This window comes from Domibacillus enclensis (genome assembly GCF_900156125.1).
GTDB lineage: Bacteria > Bacillota > Bacilli > Bacillales > Domibacillaceae > Domibacillus > Domibacillus enclensis.
The window spans coordinates 1-19,369 of the sequence record NZ_FTLX01000013.1 but is presented as its reverse complement, the minus strand read 5'-3'; the positions used below and the strand labels follow the sequence as shown (position 1 = coordinate 19,369).

The window sequence follows — 19,369 nt, the reverse complement described above, 5'->3', positions numbered from 1 at the left end:
GCAAAAAAATATTCCCATTGACAAACGGGCACAAATATTATATTGGCATTTTACAATAATAGCATACGGTTATTTTAGGGTCAATTACTTTTTCCCGCGCAAAATAAAATAACCCTTGCTTTTTGCAGCGACTTCACATGTACCAGCCAACCGCTCTATTTCTTTGATCGCAGATGGCGCTCCCTGCTTTTTCTGAATGACAACCCAAAGCTCTCCGCCTTCTGCAAGCTTTGCGAATCCGTTTTGAATCATATCAAACACGACTTGCTTGCCTGCTCGGATTGGCGGGTTTGTTAAGACGGCTGCAAATCCGCTTTCGGATACACTTTCCAGACGGTCACTTTCATAAATCCGAACATTTTCGACACCGTTTCTTTTTGCGTTTTCACGCGCCAGCTCCAGCGCCCGCTCATTCACGTCAATCATGTGAATGGTTCGGTCCGGCTGTTGGGCACCGATTGAAATACCGATTGGACCATAGCCGCAGCCGACATCTAAAATCGGACCCTCAACGACCGGCCATTCAACCGTTTCAATTAATAACCGCGAGCCAAAATCCACTTCTGATTTTGAAAAAACGCCTGCATCGGTCTCAAACGTAAATCGTTTTCCGCGCAATGTAAAGTCAAAGCGCTGCGGTTTATGCTCACTGTTCGGGTTTTTGGAAAAATAATGGTCGCCCATCGTTCATTCCCCTTTCAACAAACAAAAGCCCGCTGCAGATCCAGCGGGCTTTTGTGTCATTGTATCAAGAAATTACTTAACTTCTACAGAAGCTCCAACTTCTTCAAGTTTCGCTTTAAGCTCTTCAGCTTCTTCTTTCGCGATACCTTCTTTAAGTGTTTTAGGCGTGTTATCAACTAGTTCTTTCGCTTCTTTCAAGCCAAGGCCTGTTACTTCGCGAACAACTTTGATTACTTTGATTTTTTGGTCGCCTGCTCCGTTAAGAACAAGGTCAAATTCAGTTTTTTCTGCTGCTGCTTCGCCGCCGCCAGCACCTGCTGCTGCAACTGGTGCTGCTGCTGTTACGCCGAATTCTTCTTCGATTGCTTTTACAAGGTCGTTCAATTCTAGAACGGACATTTCTTTGATTGCTTCAATGATTTGCTCTTTAGACATTTTGTTGTTCCTCCTTAGTGTGTTTTAAAAATGTTTTTTCATTCGAATCTCGTGCCAGAGGCCAGCTGCCTAAGCCGCTTTTAAACAGCCTCTTTCTCTTGTATTACGCGCCTTGCTCTTCTTTTTGGTCGGCCACTGCTTTCGCTGCAAGAGCGAAGTTGCGGATTGGCGCTTGAAGAACGCTGAGTACCATTGAAAGTAGACCTTCGCGTGAAGGAAGTTCTGCAAGTGCTTTAACTTCTTCAACAGATACGAAGTTGCCTTCAAGAACACCGGCTTTGATTTCAAGGGCATCATTTTTCTTAGCGAATTCGTTCAAGATCTTCGCCGGAGCGACTACATCCTCAGCACCGAACGCGATTGCGTTTGGACCTGTAAGGAATTCTTGAAGTCCTTCGATTCCTGCTTGCTCAGCTGCACGGCGAGTCATTGTATTTTTGTATACTTTGAACTCAACGCCTGCTTCACGAAGCTGCTTACGAAGTTCCGTTACTTGTGCCACGGAAAGACCGCGGTAATCAACGATGACTGTCGATGGGCTGTTTTTAAGCTTGTCAGCAATTTCACCAACAAGTGCTTGTTTTTTCTCGATAACGCTGCTCATCTGCTACACCTCCTGTAGAATTTGTCTGAACGAAGGATCGTTCATCATTTAATACCGTCAGACGTGAAAAGGCCCCCATATCCCGGAAGACATGGAGGCACGAAAAGCGGAAAAGCCGCATAATCTATCTCGTTAGTCCTCGGCAGGATGATTAAGCGCGAACGCCCCTGCTGTCTACGGTACAAATGTACATATGTGATCAAGTTGATAAAAGCAAGAATGCTTTTAGTGCTCACCTTGCGTAAGCTCAACGAAATATACTCTATCAGAAAAGAATCACGTTGTCAACTTAGTTTTTAACTGCTGTAAAAGAGGCTGCGTCTACTTTCACGCCAGGACCCATTGTTGATGTAACCGCGATGTTTTTCATGTAAACGCCTTTTGCTGCAGACGGCTTTACTTTCATCATTGTATCAAAGATTGCTGTAAAGTTTTCGATCAGCTTGTCGCTTTCGAATGATACTTTACCAACTGGCACGTGAATATTACCGGCTTTGTCTACACGGTATTCCACTTTACCTGCCTTGATTTCTTGAATCGCTTTTGTTACGTCGAATGTTACTGTGCCTGTTTTCGGATTCGGCATTAAGCCTTTTGGTCCAAGAACACGGCCCAATTTACCAACTTCACCCATCATGTCTGGTGTTGCAACGATCACATCGAATTCGAACCAGCCTTGTTGGATTTTGTTGATGAAGTCGCTGTCGCCTACATGGTCTGCACCAGCTGCTTCTGCTTCTTTTGCTTTTTCGCCTTTAGCGAATACAAGAACACGTTGTGTTTTACCTGTTCCGTTTGGAAGTACAAGCGCACCACGGATTTGCTGATCCGCTTTTTTAGGGTCAACGCCAAGACGGAATGCCGCCTCAACTGTTGCGTCAAATTTCACTGTGCTTGTTTTCTTTACAAGCTCAATCGCTTCTTCTACTGAATATTGTTTCGTGCGGTCAACGAGCTTCGCCGCATCTTGAAACTTTTTACCTTGTTTAGCCATTTTATGTTTCCTCCTTAGTGGTTTTAGCGGAATTTACCTCCCACAAACAAAGGCTGCGCACGAAGTATTTCTACTCCTCACGCAACCTCCAAAAAACAGACAACTGATTAGTCTTCGATCACAATACCCATGCTGCGGGCAGTTCCTTCAACCATACGCATTGCTGCTTCAACGTCAGCTGCGTTTAGATCAGGCATTTTTGTTTCAGCAATTTCACGCACTTTATCACGTTTAACCGTTGCAACTTTGTTGCGGTTCGGTTCTCCAGATCCTGATTCGATACCAGCTGCTTTTTTCAAAAGAACAGCTGCAGGCGGAGTTTTAGTGATGAATGTAAATGAACGGTCTTCAAAAACCGAAATTTCAACCGGAATGATCAATCCTGCTTGATCGGCTGTGCGAGCATTGAATTCTTTACAGAATCCCATAATGTTAACACCAGCTTGACCTAGTGCCGGACCAACCGGCGGCGCAGGGTTTGCTTTACCTGCAGGAATTTGCAGTTTTACGACTTTAATTACTTTTTTAGCCACGAGACACACCTCCTTAAGTCCGTGATGTGGTACATGGGGCTTTGCCCCTCCCACTCTTGTCTATCTTTATTTGAATAAAGATGATTATAAAATAATTCTTACCCAGTACGAGACGTACTGACCTAAGAAATAGTAACATTTTTCAACTAACATTTCAACCTGTTTTTTAGGATAATTTATTGACCTGGTCAAAATCAAGCTCAACCGGCGTTTCGCGGCCAAACATATTCACCAGCACTTTCAGCTTGCCTTTGTCTTGATCAATCTCTTCCACCGTGCCTTCAAAGTCTGCAAACGGCCCATCTTTTACGATGACGGTTTCACCCAGCTCGTAGTCCGCGTCGTGACGACGGTCTTCCATTCCCATTTGCTTCAGGATTGATGTAACCTCGTCCGGCAAAAGCGGCGTCGGCTTGGAGCCGTGACCAGCTGAACCAACAAACCCGGTGACCCCAGGTGTATTCCGAACGACATACCATGAATCATCGGTCATAACAATTTCAACCAGCACATACCCAGGGAATACTTTTCGTTTCGTGATTTTTTCTTTGCCATTTTTAATATCGCGTTCTTCTTCTTCCGGTACGATCACGCGGAAGATTTTGTCCTGCATCGCCATTGACTCCACGCGTTTTTCTAGATTTGCTTTTACTTTATTTTCGTAGCCTGAATACGTATGAACTACATACCAATTTTTTTCCATAGAAAGGGACTTGTGTCCTTCCCTCCTTTTTTTATAAAAATACGCTTCGATTCATTTTTCAGCCAAATGAAAAAACCCGTTAAACGGGCTTTTAAGTTTCACAATATGAGTGTTTCATTCCACTCTTATTATAGCACGGAAAAAACAGACTGTATTCAAGTAATTTTCCAACGAGCCCTTTACAGCGCTAAAACCCAGCGTAAAAGCGTTGAAATGCCGAGATCGACAACCGAGAAAAAAAGAGCCAGAAAGATTACTGTCGTTACGACCGTGATCGTATACGTCGTGAGCTCTTTTCGTTTCGGCCAGCTGACCTTGCTCATTTCAGAACGCACGTTACGGAAAAATTGTGTAATGCGTGACATTTGCTGAAACCTCCAAAAGAAATGCGCCGGTGTCATTTCGTCTGTTTATGCACAGTATGCTGATTGCAGACACCGCAATATTTTTTTATTTCAAGGCGCTCACCGCTGGCTGTATTCGCCGTCGTTGAGTAGTTGCGCGTTCCGCATACAGAGCACGCAAGCGGCACTTTTTTCGCCATCTTAATCACCTTACCATTTCAATTCTTTAAACGTACCATTGAAAGCGGTATATCGTCAAGTATTCACTGCATGGTAATTTCTTTGAATTCCAGGTAGCGCTCCAGCTTCCGCTTTACCCGCTGAAGAGCATTATCGATTGATTTCACGTGGCGGTTTAATTCTTCAGAAATTTCCTGGTACGAGCGCCCGTCCAGATAAAGCGCTAACACCTGTCGCTCTAAATCACTCAGCAGCTCATTCACTTTTCCTTCAATACTCGTAAACTGTTCACGGTTAATAATCAGTTCCTGCGGGTCGCTCGCCTTCGTGCCCGTGAGCACATCCATAAGCGTCCGGTCTGATTCTTCATCGTAAATCGGCTTATCCAGGGAAACATAGGAATTAAGCGGGATATGTTTTTGACGCGTTGCCGTTTTAATGGCTGTAATAATCTGCCGGGTGATGCACAGCTCTGCAAACGCACGAAACGTACTGAGCTTGTCCCCTTTGTAATCGCGAACGGCCTTATACAGCCCAATCATGCCTTCTTGTATAATATCTTCTTTATCGGCTCCAATTAAAAAATAGGAGCGGGCCTTGGCACGGACGAAATTCCGATATTTATGAATGACAAAATCGAGGGCTTCACTGTTGCCGCTGTGCACAAGCTCAACCAATTGCTCATCACTTAATGTCTCCATCGTTCCTGCACTTATCGAACGGTTCACGCTTACACATCCCCCTCCGCTTGTCAAACTTCGCTAGGATTAGTATACAGTACCAATTTTTTCTACGTCAACGGTTCATTTTTCTCCCCGGCGCCACTTTTCGAACATTTCCGCTGTTTCTTTGCTGAGTGAAATGCGGGCCTGGGGCTTGTCCCAGCCAATTTCACCAAGGTTTTTTTGGATGGCTTTTTGTGTGATCGAAAGCTCTGTTAAAAGTTCCCGCGCCGAGATCCGCAGAGCGCCCTGTCCAAAAACGGCCCATTGCTCCGTGTAATCTGAAGTGGCAACCGTCACCTGGTCCCGAACATTTGTTAATTCGATCGCCATTTTTTCAATCCGTTCATCTGCCGTTTCGTTTTCACGGGTGAAGATCACCTCCACCCGGGCATCACGAAACTTTTTCTCCGTGCCTTTTACAAAGTGGGCATCAAAGACGATAATCACCCGGCACCCGTGCGCACCTTGATATTCGGCCATCAGTGTGACGAGCCGGTCGCGTGCTCCGGCGAAGTCTTTTTCCTTCAGCGCACGCAGCTCCGGCCAGGCACCAATCATGTTATAACCGTCGACGAGAAGAATCTCCATCGTCAGTTCTCCAGCGGGTGACGCTTCCGGTATACCTCGTACATAAGCAATGATGCCGCAACCGATGCATTCAATGACGTTACATGGCCGACCATCGGCATCTGAATCAAGAAATCACACTTTTCCTTCACAAGCCGGCTGATTCCCCGGCCTTCACTTCCGATGACCAGACAAAGCGGCATCGTACCGTCAAAGCGGCGGTAATCTTCCGCACCCGTTGCATCCGTTCCGGCAATCCATACACCGCGCTCTTTTAATTCCTCGATCGTACGCGCGAGATTCGTTACACGTGCCACGGGAATGTATTCAATCGCTCCCGTAGAGGCTTTAGCTGCTGTGGCCGTTAAGCTGACCGACCTACGTTTCGGGATAATGATGCCGTGTGCGCCGACTGCGTCTGCTGTCCGCATAATCGATCCAAGGTTATGCGGGTCCTCCAGCTCGTCCAGCAGGAGGAAAAACGGCGGCTGCCCGCTTTCTTCCGCTTTCGCAAACAAGTCGTCGATTTCTGCATACTGGTAAGCAGCGACAGACGCCGCCACTCCCTGGTGGTTTTCCGGCACCATTTGTTCAATTTTCCGCTTTGGCACGGTTTGAACCGGGATGCCGAGCTCCTTTGCTTTGGCTAAAATTTGCTGAATCGATCCTTTTTGTGCACCTTCCTGCACCCATAGCTTGTTTATGTCGCGTCCCGCCCGCAATGCTTCCATGACCGGGTTTCGTCCGCCAATCCATTCCTGCTCCTGTGTCATTAGATCGCTCCTCCGTTCTCTAAGATGTCGTGTATAATGGCTTCCATTCGTTCAAGCTGTCCGGTTAAAAATAAAAACCCGATCACCGCTTCAAAGGCCGTGCTGTGATTGTAGGTCAGAACATCGGTGTTTTTTGGCACGTGGCCAGACTTCGCATTCCGGCCGCGCTTGGCTACTGTCACTTCTTCTTCCGTTAAAAAGCCGATTTCCCGCAGCCGGTGAAGCTGTGCGGCCTGTGCTTTAGCAGACACGAATTTTGTCGACGTGCGGTGAAGATCGTTCGGCTTGACCCGCCCGGATTCCAATAAGAATTTCCGAACGTACACTTCATACACAGCATCTCCCATGTACGCAAGCGCCAAGCCGTTTAACTGCCGTGCATCCTTCATCGGTTCAGCCAGCTGCTTCATCATCCGCGTCTCCACCGGATGCCCTGTGCTGTATCTTCAAGAATAATGTTCATGTCCTTTAATTGATCGCGAATGCTGTCTGCACGGGCAAAGTCGCGGTTTTTCCGCGCTTCGTTTCGTTCCTGAATTAACGCATCAATGTCTTCGTCTAAAAGCTCCTCCTGCTTCACCTGAAGACCGAGCACGAAAAACATATCTTCAAATTTCGACAAAAACGCATCCAGAACAGCTGTTGCGGTATGATCTTCCAGTAAATATACATTGGCGTCTTTTGACAAATCAAACAGGACGGAAATCGCATTTGCAGTATTGAAGTCATCATCCATTTCTTGAAGAAAACGCGTATGATGAGCCTCGATCTTCTCCAGCCACTGGTCATTATTTTCCGTGAGATCCGTGCTGGATGCTTTCCGATGCTTCACATTATCATACGCAATTTTCAGCCGGTCGAGCGAGGCAGCAGCACTGTCGAGAAGCTCTCTATTATAGTTGACCGGATTACGGTAGTGAACCGACAGCATGAAAAAGCGGAGCACCTGCGGGTCAACTTCTTTAATAATGTCATGCACAAGCACAAAGTTTCCGAGTGATTTCGACATTTTCTCGTTGTCGATGTTAATGTAGCCATTGTGCAGCCAGTAGCGGGCAAACGGTTTTTCCGTCAGCGCCTCTGACTGGGCAATTTCGTTTTCATGGTGAGGGAAGGCAAGATCCTGTCCACCGGCATGAATGTCGATGGAATCACCGAGGTATTTGCGCGCCATAGCCGAGCATTCAATGTGCCAGCCCGGACGCCCTTCTCCCCATGGGCTGCTCCAGGAAATTTCCCCTTCCTTTGCCGCTTTCCATAAAACAAAATCGAGCGCGTCGTCTTTTTTCTCTCCAGCCCCGATCCGTGCCCCTACCTTTAATTCATCAATCGATTGATGAGACAGCTTCCCGTAGCCGTCGAATTTGCGCGTCCGGTAATACACATCGCCACCCGACTCGTAAGCAAACCCTTTGTTCACAAGCTCTGAAATAAATGCCACAATGAGTTCAATGTTTTCCGTTACACGCGGGTGTACATCCGCCCTCTGGCAGCCGAGTGCCTCGGTGTCTTCAAAATACGCCTCAATAAACCGTTCCGCAACAGCCGGCACTTCTTCACCGAGTTCGTTCGCTGCACGGATCAGCTTATCGTCCACATCCGTAAAATTCGACACGTACATTACGTCATATCCACGGTATTGAAGGTGGCGGCGGACGGTGTCGAACACAATAGCCGGACGGGCATTGCCAATATGAATGTAATTGTAAACGGTCGGGCCGCACACATACATTTTTACTTTGCCTTCTTCAATCGGGATAAACGTTTCTTTTTTACGCGTCAGTGTATTGTATAATTTAACGGACATTCGTACGGTCCCCTTTCTTGATTTCTTCTTTTAATCGCTCAATCTCTGCTTCAAGCCCCTTCAGCCGGTCAGCAACTGGATCGGGCATATTGCTGTGGTTTAAATCCTTCACAGCCGGTTCGACCTTCTTTCCGTTTTGGACGACAATGCGTCCCGGAATGCCGACGACGGTTGAGTTAGCCGGTACATCCTTTAAGACGACCGAGCCTGCCCCAACCCGCGCGCATTCGCCAACGGTAATCGAGCCCAGCACTTTAGCGCCTGTTGCGATCAGAGCGCCGTCTAAAACCGTCGGGTGGCGTTTTCCTTTTTCTTTTCCGGTCCCGCCGAGCGTCACTCCTTGATAAAGCGTCACGTTATCACCAATTTCACACGTTTCCCCGATGACGACGCCCATGCCATGATCAATAAACAGCCCTTTGCCGATGCGGGCGCCGGGGTGTATTTCAATGCCGGTAAAAAACCGGCTGATCTGTGAAATCACACGGGCAATGAAATAAAATTTCCGCTTGTAAAAGCCGTGCGCAAGCCGGTGCGACCAGATCGCATGAAGACCTGAATACGTTAAGATCACTTCCAAATAGCTTCTTGCTGCCGGGTCCTGCTCAAAAATAGTATCGATGTCCTGCTTTAACACACGAAACATGCTTCTCGCACTCCTCTCCAAACCCTTTTTCAGGCATATAAAAAAACGCCTCTGAAAGACAGAGACGTTTTGTAAACGCGGTTCCACTCTGTTTGAAAAACGGCCTGGCCGTCTTCCCAACTCCAAATTGATAACGGGTGTTAACCCGCTGCTGCTTACTTTTGTTCAGCCGCAGACTCAGAGGGGCACTTCTGCGGACAGAGGGGCCTGAACCGATCGCAGCCGTGGCGGTTCTCTCTGAAAGGCATCTGCCGCATACTTTTCCTCTTCAACGTTTTTTACTATATGTTCTATTATATACAGGTCCGCCGTTTAATCAAGAACAGCCTTTAAGCGGGTCAGCACTTTTTCACGGCCCAGCAGTTCAATTGCTTTCGGAAGGTCTGGTCCATGTGTCTGCCCGGTTACCGCAGCCCGAATCGGCATAAACAGCTTTTTCCCTTTATGGCCGGTTTCTTTTTGAACCTCTTTCATCGCTTTTTTCACGCCGTCTGCTTCAAACGGATCGAGCGCTGTTGCTTTTTCGGCAAATGCCCGCAAGACTTCCGGCACCTGCTCTTCAGCCAGGACATCTTTCGCTTCGCCCTCATAGGCAAGTTCTTCTTTGAAAAACAGCTCAGACAATTCGACAATTTCCGCACCGCAGCTCATTTTTTCCTGAAGAAGTCCGACAAGGTCTGTGACCCATGCCTCCTGTTCGGCTGAAAGCGTTTCTTCGATCAAGCCAGCCTTCACCAAATGCGGACGCGCCAGCTCCGTCACACGCTCTACCGGCTGCTCCTTCATATACTGGTTATTCATCCAGAGAAGCTTTTGCTTATCAAAGAAAGCCGGTGATTTCGACAGGCGGTCTGCATCAAACTGCTCAATAAACTGCTCTTTCGTGTAGATCTCCTGCTCTTCCTTTGGCGACCAGCCGAGTAGGGTAATAAAATTCAGCAAAGCTTCCGGCAAATAGCCAAGATCTTTGTACTGTTCGATAAATTGAATGATGGACTCATCACGCTTGCTCAGCTTTTTACGGTTTTCGTTAACGATAAGTGTCATATGGCCAAATACCGGTGGCTCAAAGCCGAGTGCTTTGTAAATCAACAGCTGCTTTGGCGTATTCGAAATATGGTCATCCCCACGAAGAACATGCGTCATTTTCATTAAGTGATCGTCAACCGCTACTGCAAAGTTATACGTTGGCGTTCCGTCCTGCTTCACAATGACAAAGTCGCCGCCGATGCCATCAGAATCAAACGATACTTCGTCCTTCACTATATCATTGAAAACAATCGCTTCACCCGCAGGAACAAGAAAACGGATGCTCGGACGGCGTCCTTCCGCTTCAAGCGCAGACTGCTCTTCTTTCGTCAAGTTGCGGCATTTCCCCGAATAGCCGGCAATCTCATTGCGCTCCTGCTGCGCATCACGCTCTGCCTCAAGCTCTTCTGCTGTGCAGTAGCATTTGTATGCTTTGCCTTCTTCCAGAAGCTGCTCATAATATTGCTTATACAAATCATTGCGTTCAGACTGGCGGTAAGGACCATATTCGCCGCCGACGTCCGGGCCTTCATCCCACTCCACGCCAAGCCACTTTAAATAGTCCAGCTGGCTTTGTTCGCCGCCTTCAATATTCCGCTTTTGATCCGTATCTTCAATCCGAATAATAAACGAGCCGCCCAGATTGCGGGCATATAAGTAATTAAATAGCGCTGTCCGTGCATTCCCAATATGCAGATGGCCGGTTGGGCTTGGCGCGTAACGAACGCGTACACTGTTTGTCATAACCTTTTTCCTCCGATGCTGTTTTGCCTTTGATTCCGTTTATCCGTTTCTTTTCACCAGCAGAACGGCTGCCTGCGAAGCAATGCCTTCTCCCCGTCCTGGAAACCCTAGCTTTTCCGTCGTTGTTGCTTTTACATTCACTTGTTCTTTCTCCGCTTCAAGCAGCGCAGCAATCCGCTCCTGCATCGCGCCAACATACGGGGCCATTTTCGGCTTTTGAGCGATAATGGTACAATCGATGTTCCCAAGCTCATAGCCTTTTTCCTTTACTAACTTCCATACATGCTCGAGAAGCTTCGCTGAATCCGCGTCTTTAAATGCTTCATCCGTGTCTGGAAAATGACGGCCGATGTCTCCTTCGCCAATCGCCCCGAGACACGCGTCGGCTACCGTATGCAGCAGAACGTCCGCATCCGAATGGCCGAGCAGCCCTTTATCGTGCGGAATGGTGACACCGCCAATAATTAAAGGCCGCCCTTCCGTTAACTGATGAACGTCAAACCCTTGTCCAATTCGAAACATGATCCTTACACCTGACTTTCATTTCTTTTTGCAATAATCGCCCGGGCAAAATATAAATCCTCCGGCGTTGTTAATTTAATGTTATCATAATCACTTTCAACGATTTGAACCGGATAGCCGGTTCGCTCCACAAGTGATGATTCATCGGTTCCTAAAAAGCTCTCTTTTTCCGCTTTTTGCTGTGCCTCAAGCAGGACCTGCTTTTGAAAAGCCTGCGGCGTTTGAACGGACCAAAGGCTTGCCCTTGCAACTGTTTCTGTGACTGTGCCGCTTTCCGCTTTTTTGATCGTATCCTTCACAGGCACCGCTGCAATGGCCGCCCCTGTTAAACGGGCGCTTTCGACGAGCATGCCGATCGTTTCAGTGGTAATAAACGGTCTTGCCCCGTCGTGAACGAGGACAATGTCTGATTCCGGCGGGAGCGATTTTAAGCCGCTGTAAACGCTGTGCTGCCGTTCCTGACCGCCGTCTGCAAACGCACATACTTTGGTGATCCGGTGCGCAGCCAGCAGCTTTTCAAACTCCATTCGTTCATCTGGATGAACAGATAACACGATCCCCTTGCAGAAAACGTCTGCTTCAAAAACAGCGAGGGTATGAATAATAAGCGGCTGCCCTTCTAATTCGAGAAGCACCTTATTCATCCCTGCTTTCATTCGTTTTCCTTTTCCGGCAGCCGGAATCACGACATAATAGTCCATTCGTTTAAACCCTTTCCTTTCTTATCATGCATGCTTTGGTTTCGCAAAAATCATTCGTCCGGCAGATGTTTGAAGAACGCTGGTGACAATGACGTCGATTTGCTTGCCGATGAAATCACGGCCATCCTCCACAACGATCATCGTGCCGTCGTCGAGATACGCAATGCCCTGACGCTGTTCTTTCCCATCTTTAATCACAAGCACATGCATTTCTTCTCCCGGAATAACAACGGGCTTCACTGCATTCGCTAGATCATTAATATTAAGCACCGGCACTTTCTGGAACTCACATACTTTATTCAAGTTAAAATCATTCGTCACCACGATGCCGCCGATGTCCTTCGCCAGCTTAATCAGCTTGGAGTCCACTTCATGCACATCTTCGTAATCTTTTTCCGTCATTTCCACATCAATCGGGACATCCTTCTGAAGCCGGTTTAAAATATCCAGACCGCGGCGTCCCTTCGTTCTCTTTAGTGTATCAGAAGAATCGGCGATATGCTGCAGTTCCTCCAGAACAAATTGAGGAATAACAATCGTTCCATCCAAAAAGCCGGTTTCGCAAATATCAGCAATCCGCCCGTCGATAATGACACTCGTATCGAGGATTTTAAAGGACTTTAACGGCAGCGCTGGCAACACTTCTTCCACTTGTCCTTCTTTCCGCTTCGCTGCTTTGTTCGATGAAAAAAGAGACGTTAATTCATCGCGCCGCTTAAACCCAAACTGAAAGCCGAGATAGCCAAGGCCGATCGTTAGAAGAATGGGCACGACAGTATTCACGATCGGCAGCTGAAGCTGTGATAGCGGAATACCGACAAGCATAGCGACAAGCAAGCCAATAAGCAGCCCGAGACCGCCTGTGACGATATCCGTCAGCGGCGCATTCACAATCCGGTCTTCTATCCACTTAATAAACTCCACGATGTAATCTACTGCCCAAAACGTAAGCAGGTAGAAAAGAAGAGCTCCTAAAAGCGCTGTGACATATGGGTTATTAATGAATGGATGATCGAGATGAAAATAAAGGAATAAGTCCGAAAGAAGAAATACGCCAAGCGTACCGCCTAAAATAATGAACCCACCCTGTACAAGACGCTTTAACATGTTTTGTTTCACCTCCTTATTCTTTTTATTATAAACACGTTTCGAGCCCCGCGCTATTAATACGAGACTCGAATACAATTTGTTCCATGATTTATTTGCCAAAAACCGTTTTTAACGCTTCATTTACAGTTGAAACCCCAACGATATCCACCCCCGCCGGCGCTGTCCATCCTCCGATATTGTTCGCCGGGACAATCACTCTCGTAAACCCGAGCTTCGCTGCTTCATTTACGCGCTGTTCAATTCTTGATACGCGCCTTACCTCACCTGTCAGGCCCACCTCGCCAATTAAACAGTCAGAGGCTCCTGTCGGCTCGTCTCGAAAGCTTGACGCAATGCTGACTGCGACTGCTAAGTCGATAGCCGGTTCATCCAGCTTGACGCCGCCTGCCACTTTTAAATACGCATCCTGATTTTGCAGGAGCAGCCCGACTCTTTTTTCCAGCACAGCCATGATCAGCGTCACACGATTGTGATCAATCCCTGTCGCCATTCTTCGCGGATTTCCAAAAACGGTTGGAGAAACGAGCGCTTGAATTTCAACCAGCACCGGTCTTGTTCCTTCCATCGAAGCGACAACGGTCGATCCGGATGTCCCTTTCGTCCGTTCTTCCAGGAAAATTTCAGACGGATTCGCCACCTCTTCAAGACCTGCTTCCTTCATTTCAAAAATGCCCATTTCATTGGTGGAGCCGAACCGGTTTTTCACCGCCCGTAAAATGCGGTACGTATGATGCCGCTCTCCTTCAAAATAAAGGACCGTGTCCACCATGTGCTCAAGCAGCCTCGGTCCGGCAATCGCGCCTTCCTTCGTTACGTGACCAACAATAAAGATCGCAATATTGTTCATCTTGGCGATCCTCATTAGCTCAGCTGTACATTCACGCACCTGCGAAACGCTGCCGGGTGCTGATGTGACTTCCGGATGATGGATGGTTTGAATGGAATCGATAATGACGAACTCCGGCTTCATGTTCTCAATCGCGGAGTGAATGAGCTGCAGATTTGTTTCTGCATAAATGTATAAGCTTTGATCATTGATGCCCATCCGCGACGCCCGCATTTTCGTTTGCTTCACCGACTCCTCACCGGAAATATAAAGAACATTGCTTGCTTTTGAGGCAAGCTGTGATGACACCTGTAAGAGAAGGGTGGATTTTCCAATACCCGGATCACCGCCTATTAAAACAAGAGAGCCCGGTACCACTCCTCCGCCTAGAACGCGGTTCAGCTCATTTAAATCTGTTTCGACACGCGGCTCCTGCGCAGTTTCCACATCTGCGAGGCGAGAAGGCTTTGCCATAACGGTGTCTGAATGAGCAAACGTCGTCCGTTTCGGCTTTCCGGTAATCTCCATTTCTTCTACCATCTGATTCCATTGACCGCAGCCCGGACATTTTCCCATCCACTTCGGGGATTCATAGCCGCATGCACCGCAGACAAATTTTGTTTTTGCTTTTGCCACAATAATCTCCTTTCAATGAAAAACAGCGGGTCTTAAAGACCCGCTGGATAAATTTGATTCTGTTAAGAGGCTGACCCCGCTGCTGTGCGGACAACAAATTCTCCTTTGTCATCTACATCTACAACGACTTGCTGGCCAGTCAGCACATTGCCCTTCAGCAGCTCTTCCGACAAACGGTCTTCCACTTGTTTTTGAAGAGCCCGGCGGAGCGGGCGTGCTCCGTACTCTGGATCATAGCCTTCGTCCGCTATTTTTTCCTTCGCTTTTTCCGTTAGTTCAACATTGATATCCTGCTCTTTCAAGCGGGTCGTCAGCTGATCGGCCATCAGTGTGACAATTTCTTTTAAATGTTTCTTTTCAAGTGCATGGAACACAATGATTTCGTCAATCCGGTTTAAGAACTCCGGACGGAAAGCGCGTTTTAATTCTTCCATGACTTTGCCTTTCATATCCTTATGATCCTGCGCACCGTCCTGAATGTTAAAGCCGACGTATTTATTTTTCTGCAGCGACTGTGCGCCAACGTTTGACGTCATGATCAGCACCGTGTTGCGGAAATCGACCGTCCGGCCTTTGGAGTCTGTTAAACGACCGTCTTCAAGCACCTGCAGCAAAATGTTGAATACATCCGGATGCGCTTTTTCAATTTCATCAAGCAGGACAACGGAATACGGCTTGCGGCGGATTTTTTCTGTTAATTGGCCGCCTTCTTCATACCCTACATATCCTGGAGGCGATCCCACGAGACGGGAAGTCGAATGCTTCTCCATGTATTCAGACATATCGATACGGATCATCGCATCCTCATCGCCGAACATGGATTCCGCCAGCGCCTTGGCAAGCTCTGTTTTCCCGACGCCTGTTGGGCCGAGGAAAATAAATGAGCCAATTGGCCGCTTCGGATCCTTCAAGCCTGCACGTGCTCGGCGAACTGCTTTTGAAATCGACGTAACCGCTTCTTCCTGCCCGATTAAGCGGGAGTGAAGAATTTCTTCCAAATTGAGCAAACGGTCGGTTTCCGTTTGCGCTAATTTTGATACTGGAATGCCAGTCCAGCTGGACACGACCATGGCGATATCCTCCATCGTCACTTCACTGTTTTCAGTACCTTGCTTTTCTTTCCAGCTATTTTTCGTTTGATCCAGCTCTTCACGCAGCTTTTGCTCCGCATCGCGCAGTGAAGCCGCTTTTTCAAATTCCTGGCTTTGCACCGCAGAATCCTTCTCATGCTTTAAGGCTTCGAGCTTCACTTCCAGCTCTTTTAAGTTCGGCGGTGTTGTAAAAGAGCGAAGACGAACCTTTGAACCCGCTTCATCAATTAAATCAATGGCTTTATCCGGCAGGAACCGGTCGGAAATGTAACGGTCTGACATTTTCACCGCTGCATCAATCGCTTCATCCAAAATCGCTACACGGTGATGCGCCTCATAACGGTCGCGCAGCCCTTTTAAGATTTGAATCGACTCATCAAGCGTTGGCTCATCAACTTGAATTGGCTGGAAACGGCGCTCTAGTGCAGCATCCTTCTCAATGTACTTGCGGTACTCATCCAGTGTTGTCGCACCGATACATTGCAGTTCACCACGGGCGAGCGATGGTTTTAAAATGTTGGAGGCATCGATAGCGCCTTCTGCTCCACCAGCCCCAATCAATGTATGCAATTCATCGATAAACAAAATGATATTGCCTGCCTGGCGAATTTCGTCCATCACTTTTTTCAAACGGTCTTCAAATTCACCGCGGTATTTCGTGCCTGCGACTACCGTTCCCATATCAAGTGTCATCACTCGTTTGTTGCGGAGTGTTTCCGGCACTTCATTGTTAATAATCTGCTGGGCAAGCCCTTCCGCAATCGCCGTTTTCCCAACCCCTGGTTCACCAATTAAAACAGGATTGTTTTTCGTCCGGCGGCTCAGCACTTCAATGACTCGCTGAATTTCTTTGCTGCGGCCAATAACCGGATCAAGGCTTCCTTCGCGGGCAATAACTGTCAGGTCACGTGCAAGGCCATCAAGCGTCGGCGTGCTGACATTAGAAGCCTGGCCTCCCTGCCCACTGCCTGACTCGTTGCTGCCTAACAATTGCAGCACCTGCTGACGCGCTTTATTTAAGCTGACACCGAGATTGCCGAGCACGCGTGCCGCAACCCCTTCGCCTTCACGAATCAAGCCGAGTAAAATGTGCTCTGTTCCTACATAAGAGTGGCCTAACTTTCTCGCTTCGTCCATGGAAAGCTCGATTACCTTCTTTGCACGAGGTGTATAGTGAACGGTTTTCGATGCCCCGTCGCCTTTACCGATTAATTCTTCTACTTCTTCTTGAATTTTTTCTGCGCTTAGCCCTAAGCCGTAAAGGGCTTTTGCCGCAATTCCTTCGCCTTCACGAACGAGGCCGAGTAAAATGTGTTCTGTTCCAATATTATTGTGGCCAAGCCGAATTGCTTCCTCTTGTGCCAGTGCTAATACTTTCTGCGCTCTCTCTGTAAAACGTCCAAACATCATATCCATTTCCCCCTTATCTCAATTCGTTTCATCTAGCTCAAAGCGCTCCCTGATCAATGCTGCCCGGCGAATATCCCTCTCCTCTGCTCGAAGCGGTCCTCCCGCGTATTGCTGCAGAAAGCCTGGCTGCGTTAAAATCATCAGCTCGTTTAAAATGCTTTTTGATATATCATGGATATACCCTAAATCAATCCCTAATCTAACATCGGACAAACATTGAAATGCTTCTGCTGTTTCAATGATCCGGCTATTGGACAAAATTCCATATGACCGGTAAATACGATCCTCCAGCCGCACAGGCGACGTTTGCATAAGTGCGTCTCTGGCAGACTGCTCGCGCGACATCAGCTCGTGCACCACGCTGTCCAGATCATTGATAATGTCTTCTTCTGATTTCCCAAGCGTCAATTGATTGGAAATTTGAAAGATGTTCCCTAAAGCTTCGCTGCCTTCCCCGTAAATTCCTCTAACAACAAGTCCCAATTGACTAATGGCCGGAATAATCCGGTTCATCTGACGGGTTATAACTAAGCCAGGTAGATGAATCATAACCGAGGCCCGCAGACCCGTGCCCACATTTGTCGGACAAGCTGTTAAATACCCTTTTTTCTCATCAAATGCATATTGCACCTTTTCTTCAATCACATCATCAATTCGGTTGGCTTTATTTAATGTTTCCTGAAGCTGGAGGCCTGAAGAAAGGCACTGAATCCGAAGATGGTCCTCTTCATTCACCATGATGCTGACGTCCTCCTGCTCGGATATGAATGCAGCTCCGTATAAAGAAGCTTCCGCCAAAAACGGACTGATTAAATGTTTTTCCACGAGGACTCTTTTTTGAAGAGGAGACAGATCTTCCATTTTCAAAAGCTCCAGTGCTAACGTTTCGGCAGATGCCTCTTGAATTTCTTCCACTATTCGCTGAGCTTCTTCCAATCCGAACACGGTAGAGAACATCGTATTATCCAAATTACGCGCCAAGCGGACACGTGTACTGAGCACTACATCGGAATCAGGTCCGGTTCCACTCATCCAGGCACTTGTTTGCTGATTGATAAACCGCTCCAGTGACATTACCCGCCGCCTCCTTCATCCGACACTTGCTTTTCTAATGCGCGAATTTGATCCCGAACATCTGCAGCTTTTTCAAAATGCTCACCTGCTACCATTTCCTGAAGCTGCTCACGCAGCGACTGCAGTTCTTTCTGCAAATGAAGAGCACCGCCCATCCGAGCGGGAATCTTTCCATGATGAACAGTATTGCCGCCATGAAGCCGTTTTAAAATAGGCACCAGCTTTGAATCAAACGATTTGTAGCAATGTGCACAGCCAAACTTTCCTGTCTGCAGAAATTGCTGAAACGTGATCCCGCATTTTTCACAATGCGTTTCTTGCTCGTTAAGCGAAGGATTTGCTGAAAAATGAGCATCAGGGTTAAATAATCCACTGAGCAAATTGTTTAAAGAGAAAGTGGGATGACCACTAAATAACGTTTCTCCTTTATCATTGGCGCACTGCTCACATAAATAAACTTCTGTTGTATGTCCATTTACTGTATTCGTAAAATGAAGAGCAGCCGGCCGCTCATGGCATTCCTGGCATATCACACCATCCACCTGCCTTATATATATTTAAGGGATACTAAAAACGACTTCATCATTCTTGCTCTTAACTCATCACGTTCAGGCAGTTCAGCGTTTAGGACTGAGCGTTCCATTACACCTACCATTAACTTCGCTTCCCGAGCGGAAATTACCTTCTCTTCTAGAAGCCGATACACCACATTTTCTGCACTTGCCTGTGAAAGTCTTACACCTACAAGGGCGAGCAGCTGATCCAGTAAGTCACTTTGCTCATGGATGGTCACCTTAATGATCCGGATATAGCCGCCGCCTCCCCGTTTGCTTTCTACAATATATCCACGCTCAATTGTAAAACGAGTATTGATCACATAGTTTATTTGAGAAGGGACACATTGAAATTTATCCGCAATTTCACTTCGTTTAATTTCAACAATTTCGCTTCCGTTACGCTCGAGTACTTGTTTCAAATACTGTTCAATAATATCAGAAACGTTTCTCATTGAATTCCCCACCTTGACCTTGACTATATTTGACGATAATTATAATGGAAAGAGCTGTTTTATTGCAAAGAATTTGCTTTTAAACACACAAAAAAGACAACTTGATTTCTCAAGTTGTCTTGTCATTGCCAGGCGGCGTCCTGCTCTCACAGGGGGAGACCCCCAACTACCATCGGCGCTGAAGAGCTTAACTGCCGTGTTCGGGATGGGAACGGGTGTGAC

Annotated in this window: 23 protein-coding genes, 1 rRNA gene and 2 other annotated features; all 24 genes read right to left on the bottom strand. The window is 47.4% G+C overall.

The genetic code is table 11. The features are described from left to right. Positions 1–84 precede the first annotated feature (84 nt). Positions 85–684 (bottom strand): class I SAM-dependent methyltransferase, encoded by a 600-nt coding sequence (locus tag BW952_RS17905; RefSeq protein WP_045851845.1) that lies wholly within the window; start codon positions 682–684, stop codon positions 85–87. Positions 685–756: 72 nt separating this feature from the next. Then, the gene (gene rplL / locus BW952_RS17900; protein WP_045851844.1) at positions 757–1,119 is read right to left on the bottom strand and encodes a 50S ribosomal protein L7/L12; all 363 of its coding nucleotides are present in this window, start codon (positions 1,117–1,119) and stop codon (positions 757–759) included. Between the two features lie 103 nt (positions 1,120–1,222). Then, complete coding sequence (rplJ, locus tag BW952_RS17895; RefSeq protein ID WP_045851843.1) at positions 1,223–1,723, bottom strand: 50S ribosomal protein L10; 501 nt, start codon at positions 1,721–1,723, stop codon at positions 1,223–1,225. Positions 1,724–1,780: 57 nt separating this feature from the next. Beyond that, positions 1,781–1,921 (bottom strand) — a sequence feature (ribosomal protein L10 leader region). A 91-nt stretch (positions 1,922–2,012) separates the two neighbouring features. Next, on the bottom strand, positions 2,013–2,717 hold the full coding sequence (gene rplA, locus BW952_RS17890; protein WP_045851842.1) for a 50S ribosomal protein L1: 705 nt from the start codon (positions 2,715–2,717) through the stop codon (positions 2,013–2,015). Between the two features lie 107 nt (positions 2,718–2,824). Then, entirely contained in the window at positions 2,825–3,250 is a 426-nt protein-coding gene (gene rplK / locus BW952_RS17885) for a 50S ribosomal protein L11 (protein WP_045851841.1), read from the bottom strand. Positions 3,251–3,416: 166 nt separating this feature from the next. Further along, positions 3,417–3,953 carry a transcription termination/antitermination protein NusG gene (gene nusG / locus BW952_RS17880; RefSeq protein WP_045851840.1) on the bottom strand — a complete coding sequence of 179 codons (537 nt, stop codon included), beginning with the start codon at positions 3,951–3,953 and terminating at the stop codon, positions 3,417–3,419. A 179-nt stretch (positions 3,954–4,132) separates the two neighbouring features. Then, positions 4,133–4,318 carry a preprotein translocase subunit SecE gene (secE, locus tag BW952_RS17875; protein ID WP_045851839.1) on the bottom strand — a complete coding sequence of 62 codons (186 nt, stop codon included), beginning with the start codon at positions 4,316–4,318 and terminating at the stop codon, positions 4,133–4,135. A 32-nt stretch (positions 4,319–4,350) separates the two neighbouring features. Beyond that, positions 4,351–4,497, bottom strand: coding sequence for a 50S ribosomal protein L33 (gene rpmG / locus BW952_RS17870; protein ID WP_045851838.1), 147 nt, complete (start codon positions 4,495–4,497; stop codon positions 4,351–4,353). 63 nt (positions 4,498–4,560) lie between these two features. After that, the gene (sigH, locus tag BW952_RS17865; RefSeq protein ID WP_045851887.1) at positions 4,561–5,178 is read right to left on the bottom strand and encodes an RNA polymerase sporulation sigma factor SigH; all 618 of its coding nucleotides are present in this window, start codon (positions 5,176–5,178) and stop codon (positions 4,561–4,563) included. A gap of 102 nt (positions 5,179–5,280) precedes the next feature. Next, complete coding sequence (locus BW952_RS17860) at positions 5,281–5,790, bottom strand: NYN domain-containing protein (protein ID WP_045851837.1); 510 nt, start codon at positions 5,788–5,790, stop codon at positions 5,281–5,283. Positions 5,791–5,792: 2 nt separating this feature from the next. Then, positions 5,793–6,542, bottom strand: a complete 750-nt coding sequence (gene rlmB / locus BW952_RS17855; RefSeq protein ID WP_045851836.1) for a 23S rRNA (guanosine(2251)-2'-O)-methyltransferase RlmB — start codon at positions 6,540–6,542, stop codon at positions 5,793–5,795. Further along, a complete protein-coding gene (locus BW952_RS17850; protein WP_094032005.1) occupies positions 6,542–6,952 on the bottom strand; it encodes a Mini-ribonuclease 3 in 411 nt (136 codons plus the stop codon). The genes rlmB and BW952_RS17850 overlap by 1 nt, the downstream gene beginning before the upstream one ends. Further along, positions 6,952–8,349, bottom strand: coding sequence for a cysteine--tRNA ligase (cysS, locus tag BW952_RS17845; protein ID WP_045851834.1), 1,398 nt, complete (start codon positions 8,347–8,349; stop codon positions 6,952–6,954). The genes BW952_RS17850 and cysS overlap by 1 nt, the downstream gene beginning before the upstream one ends. Then, positions 8,339–9,082 (bottom strand): serine O-acetyltransferase, encoded by a 744-nt coding sequence (gene cysE, locus BW952_RS17840; RefSeq protein WP_076496370.1) that lies wholly within the window; start codon positions 9,080–9,082, stop codon positions 8,339–8,341. The genes cysS and cysE overlap by 11 nt, the downstream gene beginning before the upstream one ends. Next, positions 9,053–9,276: a binding site (T-box leader), on the bottom strand. (Overlaps the previous gene by 30 nt.) A 31-nt stretch (positions 9,277–9,307) precedes the next feature. Beyond that, entirely contained in the window at positions 9,308–10,768 is a 1,461-nt protein-coding gene (gltX, locus tag BW952_RS17835; RefSeq protein WP_045851832.1) for a glutamate--tRNA ligase, read from the bottom strand. A gap of 39 nt (positions 10,769–10,807) precedes the next feature. Then, entirely contained in the window at positions 10,808–11,290 is a 483-nt protein-coding gene (ispF, locus tag BW952_RS17830; protein WP_045851831.1) for a 2-C-methyl-D-erythritol 2,4-cyclodiphosphate synthase, read from the bottom strand. Positions 11,291–11,295: 5 nt separating this feature from the next. Beyond that, positions 11,296–11,991, bottom strand: coding sequence for a 2-C-methyl-D-erythritol 4-phosphate cytidylyltransferase (gene ispD, locus BW952_RS17825; protein ID WP_045851830.1), 696 nt, complete (start codon positions 11,989–11,991; stop codon positions 11,296–11,298). Between the two features lie 24 nt (positions 11,992–12,015). After that, a complete protein-coding gene (locus BW952_RS17820; protein WP_045851829.1) occupies positions 12,016–13,098 on the bottom strand; it encodes a PIN/TRAM domain-containing protein in 1,083 nt (360 codons plus the stop codon). A gap of 91 nt (positions 13,099–13,189) precedes the next feature. Beyond that, positions 13,190–14,563 carry a DNA repair protein RadA gene (gene radA, locus BW952_RS17815; RefSeq protein ID WP_045851828.1) on the bottom strand — a complete coding sequence of 458 codons (1,374 nt, stop codon included), beginning with the start codon at positions 14,561–14,563 and terminating at the stop codon, positions 13,190–13,192. Between the two features lie 62 nt (positions 14,564–14,625). After that, complete coding sequence (gene clpC, locus BW952_RS17810) at positions 14,626–17,064, bottom strand: ATP-dependent protease ATP-binding subunit ClpC (RefSeq protein WP_045851827.1); 2,439 nt, start codon at positions 17,062–17,064, stop codon at positions 14,626–14,628. A gap of 18 nt (positions 17,065–17,082) precedes the next feature. Next, positions 17,083–18,138, bottom strand: a complete 1,056-nt coding sequence (mcsB, locus tag BW952_RS17805; RefSeq protein WP_045851826.1) for a protein-arginine kinase McsB — start codon at positions 18,136–18,138, stop codon at positions 17,083–17,085. Continuing rightward, entirely contained in the window at positions 18,138–18,671 is a 534-nt protein-coding gene (gene mcsA, locus BW952_RS17800; RefSeq protein WP_045851825.1) for a protein-arginine kinase activator protein McsA, read from the bottom strand. The genes mcsB and mcsA overlap by 1 nt, the downstream gene beginning before the upstream one ends. A gap of 14 nt (positions 18,672–18,685) precedes the next feature. Beyond that, complete coding sequence (locus BW952_RS17795) at positions 18,686–19,147, bottom strand: CtsR family transcriptional regulator (protein ID WP_045851824.1); 462 nt, start codon at positions 19,145–19,147, stop codon at positions 18,686–18,688. 127 nt (positions 19,148–19,274) lie between these two features. Beyond that, positions 19,275–19,369 (bottom strand): 5S ribosomal RNA (rrf, locus tag BW952_RS17790); the annotation flags it as partial.